The 8,913-nt window shown below is 62.1% G+C and carries 11 protein-coding genes; 5 read left to right on the forward strand and 6 right to left on the reverse strand.

Features of this window, described 5'->3' with window-relative positions; genetic code table 11:
• The 3 genes from MOV76_RS37020 to MOV76_RS37030 all read left to right on the forward strand — a co-directional run.
• Positions 1 to 703, forward strand: a 703-nt coding sequence (locus tag MOV76_RS37020; protein ID WP_247266419.1) for a homoserine kinase, incomplete at its 5' end; no start/stop codon positions are given.
• Positions 700 to 1,155 carry a ribonuclease HI gene (gene rnhA, locus MOV76_RS37025; RefSeq protein ID WP_003545999.1) on the forward strand — a complete coding sequence of 152 codons (456 nt, stop codon included), beginning with the start codon at positions 700 to 702 and terminating at the stop codon, positions 1,153 to 1,155. The genes MOV76_RS37020 and rnhA, both read left to right, overlap by 4 nt.
• A gap of 463 nt (positions 1,156 to 1,618) precedes the next feature.
• On the forward strand, positions 1,619 to 1,807 hold the full coding sequence (locus MOV76_RS37030) for a hypothetical protein (protein WP_183905845.1): 189 nt from the start codon (positions 1,619 to 1,621) through the stop codon (positions 1,805 to 1,807).
• A 161-nt stretch (positions 1,808 to 1,968) separates the two neighbouring features.
• On the opposite strand, the gene MOV76_RS37035 is transcribed toward MOV76_RS37030, so the two are convergent.
• The 3 genes from MOV76_RS37035 to MOV76_RS37045 all read right to left on the reverse strand — a co-directional run bounded on the left by MOV76_RS37035 (position 1,969) and on the right by MOV76_RS37045 (position 4,099).
• Positions 1,969 to 3,054, reverse strand: coding sequence for a putative zinc-binding metallopeptidase (locus MOV76_RS37035; protein WP_130715758.1), 1,086 nt, complete (start codon positions 3,052 to 3,054; stop codon positions 1,969 to 1,971).
• 148 nt (positions 3,055 to 3,202) lie between these two features.
• Positions 3,203 to 3,394: a CsbD family protein gene (locus MOV76_RS37040; protein WP_003546001.1), complete on the reverse strand. Its 192-nt coding sequence runs from the start codon at positions 3,392 to 3,394 to the stop codon at positions 3,203 to 3,205.
• A 99-nt stretch (positions 3,395 to 3,493) separates the two neighbouring features.
• Entirely contained in the window at positions 3,494 to 4,099 is a 606-nt protein-coding gene (locus tag MOV76_RS37045; protein WP_018245102.1) for a YqgE/AlgH family protein, read from the reverse strand.
• Between the two features lie 141 nt (positions 4,100 to 4,240).
• Between MOV76_RS37045 and MOV76_RS37050 the strand changes: the two genes are divergently transcribed.
• Positions 4,241 to 5,092, forward strand: a complete 852-nt coding sequence (locus tag MOV76_RS37050) for a protein-disulfide reductase DsbD domain-containing protein (protein WP_247266420.1) — start codon at positions 4,241 to 4,243, stop codon at positions 5,090 to 5,092.
• Positions 5,093 to 5,187: 95 nt separating this feature from the next.
• The gene (locus MOV76_RS37055) at positions 5,188 to 5,673 is read left to right on the forward strand and encodes a peroxiredoxin (protein ID WP_003557102.1); all 486 of its coding nucleotides are present in this window, start codon (positions 5,188 to 5,190) and stop codon (positions 5,671 to 5,673) included.
• Between the two features lie 156 nt (positions 5,674 to 5,829).
• On the opposite strand, the gene pcaD is transcribed toward MOV76_RS37055, so the two are convergent.
• The 3 genes from pcaD to benD form a co-directional block, all read right to left on the reverse strand.
• Complete coding sequence (gene pcaD, locus MOV76_RS37060; RefSeq protein WP_247266421.1) at positions 5,830 to 6,618, reverse strand: 3-oxoadipate enol-lactonase; 789 nt, start codon at positions 6,616 to 6,618, stop codon at positions 5,830 to 5,832.
• Between the two features lie 197 nt (positions 6,619 to 6,815).
• Positions 6,816 to 8,150, reverse strand: coding sequence for an MFS transporter (locus tag MOV76_RS37065; RefSeq protein ID WP_080764119.1), 1,335 nt, complete (start codon positions 8,148 to 8,150; stop codon positions 6,816 to 6,818).
• A 39-nt stretch (positions 8,151 to 8,189) separates the two neighbouring features.
• Positions 8,190 to 8,913: benzoate diol dehydrogenase BenD (benD, locus tag MOV76_RS37070; protein ID WP_247266422.1), on the reverse strand; the 724-nt coding region annotated here is incomplete at its 5' end.

Consider the following 8,913-nt stretch of genomic DNA (forward strand, 5'->3'; position numbering starts at 1 on the left):
CGCGCTGCTCGGCGCACTCTCCGGCCGCCCGGCAGCACTCATCTCCTTCCTCGAAGGCATGTGGCTGAGAAAGCCGGAGGCCAGGCACTGCCGCGAAGTCGGCAGGGCGCTGGCCGAGATGCATGTGGCCGGCGATGGTTTTGAGCTGAAGCGGGCGAATGCCCTGTCGATCGACGGCTGGCGGGGGCTGTGGGAAAAATCTGAGCCGCGCGCCGGCGAGGTCGAGCCCGGCCTGCAGACCGAGATCCGCAGCGAACTCGACTTCCTCTCCACTGCCTGGCCGAGCGGCCTGCCGGCCGGCGTCATCCATGCCGACCTCTTCCCCGACAACGTCTTCTTCCTCGGCGACCAGCTCTCCGGCCTGATCGATTTCTATTTCGCCTGCAACGACCTGCTCGCCTATGACGTCTCGATCTGCCTGAATGCCTGGTGCTTCGAGAAGGACGGCGCCTACAACATCACCAAGGGCACGGCGATGCTCGAGGGTTACCAGAGCGTTCGGCTGTTGAGCGATGCGGAAATCGCTGCCCTGCCGGTGCTGTCGCGTGGGTCGGCGCTGCGGTTCTTCCTGACCCGGCTCTATGACTGGCTGACGACGCCTGAGGGCGCCATGGTCACCAAGAAGGACCCGCTCGAATATCTCCGCAAGCTGCGGTTCCACCGCCAGATCAAATCGCCCGCCGAATACGGATTGAGCCTATGAAACACGTCGATATCTTCACCGACGGCGCGTGCTCCGGCAATCCCGGCCCTGGCGGCTGGGGCGCGGTGCTGCGTTATGGCGATGTCGAAAAGGAGCTTTGCGGCGGCGAGGCGGATACGACCAACAATCGTATGGAACTGCTGGCGGCGATCTCGGCGCTATCGGCCTTGAAGAGCCCTTGCGAGGTCGATCTCTATACCGACAGCGCCTATGTCAAGGACGGCATCTCCAAGTGGATATTCGGCTGGAAGAAAAACGGCTGGAAGACCGCTGACAAGAAGCCGGTGAAGAATGCCGAACTCTGGCAGGCGCTGGAGGCGGCCCGTGACCGCCACAAGGTGACGCTGCACTGGGTCAAGGGCCACGCCGGCCACCCGGAAAACGAACGCGCCGATGAACTTGCGCGCCGGGGCATGGAGCCCTTCAAGAAGGGCAAGGCGGTTTCGTTTTAACTTGGTGCCGCAGATATTGATTCGCGTTGCGAGGACATCCGATTCGGGCAAGCCGGCCCATTTTGTCGTCAAGACTCCACGCGAAACATACAGAAAACTTGCGATAGGGACAAATGCTCACAGGAAACATGCAGTGTTAACAAACTGTTAGCATTCGCCCTTTAACAGCCTGATTCCACACAGATTTCGGGCGTAGGAAGTCAATGGAAACAGCCGCTTAGCTCAGGCTTTGGTCTGCCATGCCCGTAAGCATCCGTTGACGATGCTCGCTGTTTACACTCATATTTCCTTCGCCTGCGTTCGCGGGTCGACACGACAAAGGCCGGGGTTGCAGCCCCGGCCTCGTGTCGAATGTACCGGATGCCTCGGTCGGCAAAACGGATCACCCCTAACACCCCGAAGATACGCGGGGAGGCTGGTCTGTCAAGCCGATCGAGGTTCCTAACCCAAAAGGAACTCGAAAATGAAGCATATATATCGTCTCACTCTCGATGACGCCGTGCAGGTCTGGCTCGCAAGATGGAGCGGCGCGTATCAGCACGAAATCGCAGCGCGCTTTAGCGTCAATCAGGGCCGCGTCAATGAGGTTCTCAAGGGCAAGCGCCACTCGGGCAGTGAGCAGATCGCTCGGGAAAAGCGAGACCTTCATTGATTTAAAGGGGCGTCTCGCGCCGCTTGAAGCTTGAATGCCGCCCGCCGGAACTGTCAAACCTTCCGGCGGGATGTAGCGTTGGCCAAGGCCGCATTCAACCGCTGGCATTACGGCGTGCGCGCCACCCCGTGACGGTCGATTTGGCAACTGGCATGAGCTCCTCAAGCCGCCTGCTGCTGCGGCGCCGTCGCGGCGCCCTGGATCAGCCGGTGCAGATATTCGAGTTTTGCCACGACGGGTGAGGACAACACGAAGGGGTAGGAGTCCGGCTGCCCCATGCTGCGCTGGATGGCGTTGATCGCCAGGCTGAGCGGCACCCAGGCGCTGACCAGCTGTTCGGCGCTTCTTGCCCGGTAAGGGATGAAATCCACCTCGCCTGATATTTCCTCATGGCCGCGCGGATCGATGGCGATGCCGAAGGCGCGCGCCGTTTCGAGCGTATCGACGATATGGAGGTAATGCGCGAAGCATTCGGCGAAATCCTCCCAGGGGTGCGACGCCGCATAGGCGCTGATGAAATTGTCCGGCCATCCCAAGGGCGCACCGCCGGCATAATGGTTCTGGAGGGCTGTCGCATAGTCCTGCCGTTCATCGCCGAAGACGGCGCGAAAATCGGCAAGGCCGCCCCGATCGCGCACCAGCTTGTTCCAGATGAAATGGCCGGCCTCGTGGCGGAAATGGCCAAGCAGCGTGCGATAGGGTTCGTTCATCGAGCTGCGCGCCTGTTCGCGCGTCGCATCGTCGGCCTCGGCGGCGCGGATGGTGATCAGGCCTTCCTCATGACCGGTCATGGCCGGCACGATATAACCGTTGCTTTCTATCGAATCCTCGAGAAAATCGAAGACCAGGCCGCCTTGCGGGTCTTGCGCCCGATCGGGATGCGGCAGTTTCCAGCGCAGCAGCGAATAAAACAGATGACGTTGCGCCTGGCTGATGCGCCGCCAGCGGTCGATGCCGTCCTGGGTATCGGTGTTCGGAACCAGCCGGTTATGGCGGCAGGCAACGCAGAATTCGCTCTCGCCATCACCGTCCACCAGCCAGTTGCAGATATCGAGGCCGGCATTGGCGCAGAAGCGGACGTCGCGATCGGGATTGGAAACGAGCTGCCAGAGTGTTTCGTCGCGCGGCTCCAGCGCATGCATCGCCAGATCGCCGGGCAGGAAGCCGAGGCGATGGTTGCAGCGCACGCATCGACGGTTGTCGAAGTGGACGACCTGATCGCAGTTGTCGCAGGCAAAAAGTTTCATCGTATCTATCTCTGCAGAGCATGAGGGTGACGGATTAAAAATGCCTGCCGCGCGAGGGCGCAGCAGGCATGGTGATAAAGGATGAGCGTCTACTGCGCATTCCTTAAATCGGAAGCACAGCGTCCTTTGCGCGTCTTGGTGCTGTCGCTCAGAGCCGATCGACGGCGCCCTTGAGCTTGTCCTTGACCTTGCCGGTTGCGACTTGTCCCTTGCCCTTGGCTTCCTGGACGGCGCCCTTGGCTTGCATCTCGCGATCGTCCGTCGCCTTGCCGACGGCCTGCTTGGTCTTGCCGGCAATTTCGTTTGCCTTACCGGAAATCTTGTCGCTGGTGCTACCCATAAGTGATGTCTCCTTGGTCGGCATGGGCCTTTTGTCCATGCTTGCCGAAATGAAACGTCACTCTTGGCTATTCGTTCCCGATGCCGTCAGGCCAGCCTTTCAGGCATGGCCGGCTTCGGCCGAAAGCATCGCAGCGGTCACGCCCATGCCGGCGAGCGCCCGCTCGTATTTGTCGTCGAGGCTGCGGTCGAAGATCAGTTCCTCGTTGGCCGGGCAGGTGAGCCAGCCATTGTTGACGACCTCGCTTTCGAGCTGGCCGGCCGACCAGGAGGAATAGCCGAGCAGCATCGTCGCCCGCGTCGGCCCATTGCCCTTGGAGATGGCGCGCACGATATCGAGCGTCGCCGTCAGGCAGATGTCGTCGCTGACGGGAATGCTGGAGTCGCTGGAATAATCGTCCGAATGCAGGACGAAACCACGGCCGCTTTCCACCGGGCCGCCGGTCTGGATCGGAAAGTCGCGCGCCCGCTTCGGCAGCACGATCGAATCTTCCTGCTTGATCATGTCGAGATGCAGCAGCACATCGGTGAAGGTGAGGCTCTGTGGCCGGTTGATGACGAAGCCCATGGCCCCGGCATCCGAATGCGCGCAGATATAGATGACGGTGCGCGCAAAATTGCGGTCTTCCATGCCGGGCATGGCGATGAGGAATTGGCCATCGAAGAAGCCACGTTCCCGTCTGTTCTTCAGCGTCAATAAGGACATCGTTCCTCCTGCTGCTAGACCGCACCAAGGCCTCGACAAAAGAAACATGGGCCAATGTCACACATCAATCAACTGAAAATGAAGATTTATATCGCCGCGGCTTCTGGCGGCGAAACAGCACATTCGGTAAACCTTTGTTCCATGATGATTATTTCCTCAGGCCCGCGCAGGCTTTTAATCGCGGTTGTGTCGGTGGTCGCAGCCCTTGTGCCGTTTTATTCCGCCCATGCGGAAATGAGCGCCTGGGCGGACAACGAGGGCGGCCGCATGCGCCTCGTGGCGCTCGCGCCCGATGCCGGCGGCAAAATCCGCGCCGCCCTTCAGATCGAGCCGAAACCCGGCTGGATCACCTATTGGAAAGAGCCCGGCGGCAATGGCATTCCGCCCCAGATCACCATCGCGGCGGGCAGTGGCGTCACGCTCGATGCCATCGCCTATCCCGTTCCGAAGCATTTTTTCAACGGCACGGTCGAGGATATCGCCTATGACGCGCCGGTGACGCTGCCGCTGTCGCTGACGGCGGCCGGCAAGGGCCCGGTTACGATCGACGCTGCCGCCTTCATCGGCATCTGCAGGGATATCTGCATTCCCTTCCAGGCGAATTTTCAGCTGAAGCTTGGCCCCGCCATCCAGTCGCACCCGCAAGAGGAGGCGATCCTTCAGGCCGCCGACGCGAAGCTGCCGAAGCCGCCGTCGCAGGATTTCGGCGTGACGGCGCATGCGATGTCGCCCGATAGGAAGACGCTGTCTTTGACACTCGCTCTGCCGGGCGGAGGGTTGGGCGAGGGGAAGGGCGCGCCGGATATCATCGTCACCGGCCCGAGCGGCCATGCCTTCACCAAGCAGATCGGCGGCAAGCGCGACGGCGCCACTTTCAAGGTCGACGTCGCTATCGGCAAACTGCCTGAGAATTACGACATATCCGGCAAGCGCTGGGGCGTACTGGTCATCGACGGCGACAGGGCGATGGAGACCACTCTTGCCTTTCAATGACCGGCTCCTATAGTCGCCTCGATCCCCTGCTGCGCCCGCCGCCAAGCAGAACCCCCAAAGCCGGAAACCCCCAAGCCAGAACCAAGGAGAAGACCATGACCATCGCGATCGGCGACAAGCTTCCTGCCGCCACCTTCAAGGAAAAGACGGCTGACGGCCCGGTTGAAATCACCACCGATCAGCTCTTCGCCGGCAAACGCGTCGTGCTCTTTGCCGTGCCGGGCGCCTTTACGCCCACCTGCTCGCTGAACCACCTGCCGGGTTATCTCGAAAACCGCGACACCATCCTTGGCAAGGGCGTCGACGATATCGCCGTTGTATCAGTCAACGACTGGCACGTGATGGGCGCCTGGGCGCAATCATCCGGCGGCATGGGCAAGATCCACTTCCTCGCCGATTGGGATGCCGGCTTCACCAAGGCTGTCGGCCTCGACGCCGACCTCTCCGCCGGCGGCCTCGGCCTGCGCTCCAAGCGCTATTCGATGCTGGTGGAAGACGGCGTGGTGAAAGCCCTCAACGTCGAGGAAAGCCCCGGCCAGGCAACGGTCTCGGGTGCTGCCGCGATGCTGGAACAGCTCTGAGCGTTCATTGCTCACGTTACGAAGGGGGGCGGCCGTTCGGTCGCCCCTTTTCAGTTGTGTCGGTGCTCAAGATGGGCCAGGTTATGCCAGGGCGTGCAAAACGGTCTTAGAACCGACCGGCGAAATCGACATCCTTCCCTTCGCCTTTCCGAACTATCAATCGTCGAGAAACTGGCTCAGCGCAGCATTGAACGCCGATGCCGACTCCAGATTGACGATATGCCGCCCCGGCAAGGACAGATGACGGCCCTGCCGCACACGAACGGCGATGCTCTCCAAATCGGACGGCGGACATACCGGGTCTTCTTCACCGGAGACGGCAAGCAAGGGGTTGGCGATCCGTGCGATGTCTTGCTGCAAATCGGTGTTGGCCAGCGCCGCGCAGCAGCCAATATAGCCGTCAACCGTTGTCGCGGTGAAACGGTCGAGAATGTCGCGCACCATGCCGGGCTGGCTGGCGTTGAACGCCGGGCTGAACCAGCGTTCTGCGGTGGCAGCGGTGAGCTCGCCAAGGCCGTATTCCCGCACGGCCGCCATACGCGCGCCCCAGCTTTCGCCGGTGCCGATCTTGGCGGACGTCGCACACAAAAGGATTTTGTCCAGACGTTGTCCGGCATGAATGCCCAGCCACTGTCCGGTCAGGCCGCCGATCGACAGACCGCAGAAATGCGTCCGCTCTATCTCCAGCGCATCGAGCAGCGCAAGGACATCATTGCCGAGGTCTGACAGCGCATAGGGCGGCGGCGGGGCCGACGACAGGCCGTGGCCGCGGCGGTCATAACGCAGCACGCGGTAATGCTGCGACAAAGCGGCTGCCTGCGCATCCCACATGTGCAGGTCGGTTCCGAGCGAATTGCAGAACATGAGCCACGGTTTGCCGGCCGCACTCCTGTCACCGTCGATGCGATAGTGCAGGCGGTGGCTTGCGAGATCGAGATAGGGCATGACTTGAGGACTCTCGGTGTTTGAAAATGGCTGGAGGCAATGTCCCGACGATCCGGCCGAACCCTCCTATCCCGATGACGAAGGTCGCCGCAGTCGCGACGCGAAGGCGCCGACGGCCACATCGGGATGGCCGTCGGCGGAAGCATGACGCTGACCTGCGGGTATGTTCTGTCCGCCCGCCGTCAACGTACCGACCCTCATGCTGCGGCGAGCAGAACGGCGTCGACGCGGCGGGCGTTGCTGATCGCGAAGACCAGCATGGCGAGCGCCGAGACGGCCGCGGGGATCGCGAAGATCAGGAAGTTCTGCTGCAGCGGCAGCTGTTGGGCCAGAAGCACACCGCCGAGGGTCGGACCGACAATGGCGCCGATACGGCCCACACCGGAAGCCCAGCCCAGCCCCGTCGACCGGACGGAGAGGTTATAGAGCTGCGCGACGCTCGCATAGAGCAGGATCTGCGTGCCGATGGTGGTGGCGCCGGCGATGAAGATCGTCAGGAACAGCAGCCCAGCCGGCAGGTTGAAACCAATCAGCGCGATCGACAGGGCGGCAGCCACGAAGAAGCCGACGACAACCTTCGGCAGGCCGAACCGGTCGCCCAGCCAACCGCCGGCGATGGCCCCGACCATGCCGCCAAAATTGAGCGAGAACAGGCTCACGAGGCTGGCTCTTTCGGCATAGCCGGCTTCCTGCAGCACTTTCGGCAGCCACGACGACAGCAGATAAACAAGCAGCAGGCAGCAGAAGAACGCCACCCAGAGCATGAGCGTGCGCAACGTGCGCTGGTGGCGGAACAGTTCGGCGACCGATGCGGACGCACCCTTGGTTTCGGTGAAGACCAGCATGTCGTCGTTGCCAAGGCGGGCAGACGGATCGATCTTCGCATAGATCCGTCTGGCTTTCTCCTGCTGCCCCTGGCGGATCAGAAAGCCAAGGGATTCGGGCAACTTCCAGAGCACCAGCGGCAGCATCAGCAACGGCAGGGCGGCGATGAAGAACATGGGCTTCCAGCCATATTGCGGGATCATGCCGATGCCGAGCCCGGCGGCAACCATGCCGCCGACCGAGTAGCCGGAGAACATCAGCGCGACAATGGTGCTGCGGAGGCGCTTGGGGGCATATTCGTTCATAAGCGCCACCGCGTTGGGCATCAGTCCGCCGCAGCCGAGACCGGCGATGAAGCGAAAGATTTTGAACTGGTCGGGCGAACTGGCGAAACCGGTCAGAAGGGTGGAAGCGGTGAACAGCACGAAGCTGATCGCAATGCCCTTCTTGCGCCCGATCCTGTCGGCCAGGGAGCCAAAAGCCAGGGCGCCGAACATCATCCCGAACAGCGCCCAGGCCTGCAGCGCGCCGGCCTGCGGTTTGGTCAGGCCCCATTCCGCAATCAGCGTCGGCAGCACGGTGCCGGCGACGAAGACGTCATAACCGTCGACGATCAGCAGCAGCGCGCAGAGCGCCACCACCGACCACTGAAACCTTCCGAATGGATTGTTGTCTATCGCTTCATTCACATCGATAGTGCGCATCATGGCTCCTCCCTGAGTTTCTACGCAGTCAGTATTGAGATGTCAGCCGGTATCGCCCCCGGCCACCGGCAGCACGCTGCCGGTGATGTAGGACGCTTCATCCGAGGCGAGGAACAGGATTGGCGCTACCTGTTCCTCGATGGTCCCGTACCGCTTCATGAAACTGGATTGTTTCACCTGGCCGACGACGTCGGTCATCCAGGCCTTCTCCGCGTCCGTATCGCCCGCGACATTGCGCGGAATCCGACGCGGCGGCGCTTCCGTGCCGCCTGGTGCGGTGGCGACCACGCGGATGTTGCGCTCCGCCAGTTCCATGGCAAGCGACTGGGTGATGGCGTTCACGCCGCCCTTGGCTGCCGAATAAGGCACACGATGGATGCCGCGCGTTGCATTCGAGGATACGTTGACGATGGTGCCGCCGCCGCGCGCGAACAGATGCGGCAGGACGGCGTGGCAGCAATAGAGTGTCGGCATCAGCGAGCGGCGGATCTCCGCGTCGATCTGCTGCGATCCGAATTCCGCAAAGGGGCGCATCCGGATGGCGCCGCCGACATTGTTGATCAGGATGTCGATGCCACCGAAGCGTTGCTCGGCGAAGCGCATCGCCGAGGCCGCGCCTTCATAGCTCTCCAGATCGGCATTGAAGGCGGCGGTTTCGGCGTCTCTGGCTTCGGCTGCAATCTCCGTCACGAAATCGGCGCGGTCGACGAACAGCACCCTGCCACCCTCTGCCGCGGCGCGGATGGCCACGGCGCGGCCGATGCCC

The organism is Rhizobium sp. PRIMUS64, assembly GCF_023006465.1.
Classification (GTDB): Bacteria; Pseudomonadota; Alphaproteobacteria; order Rhizobiales; family Rhizobiaceae; genus Rhizobium; species Rhizobium leguminosarum.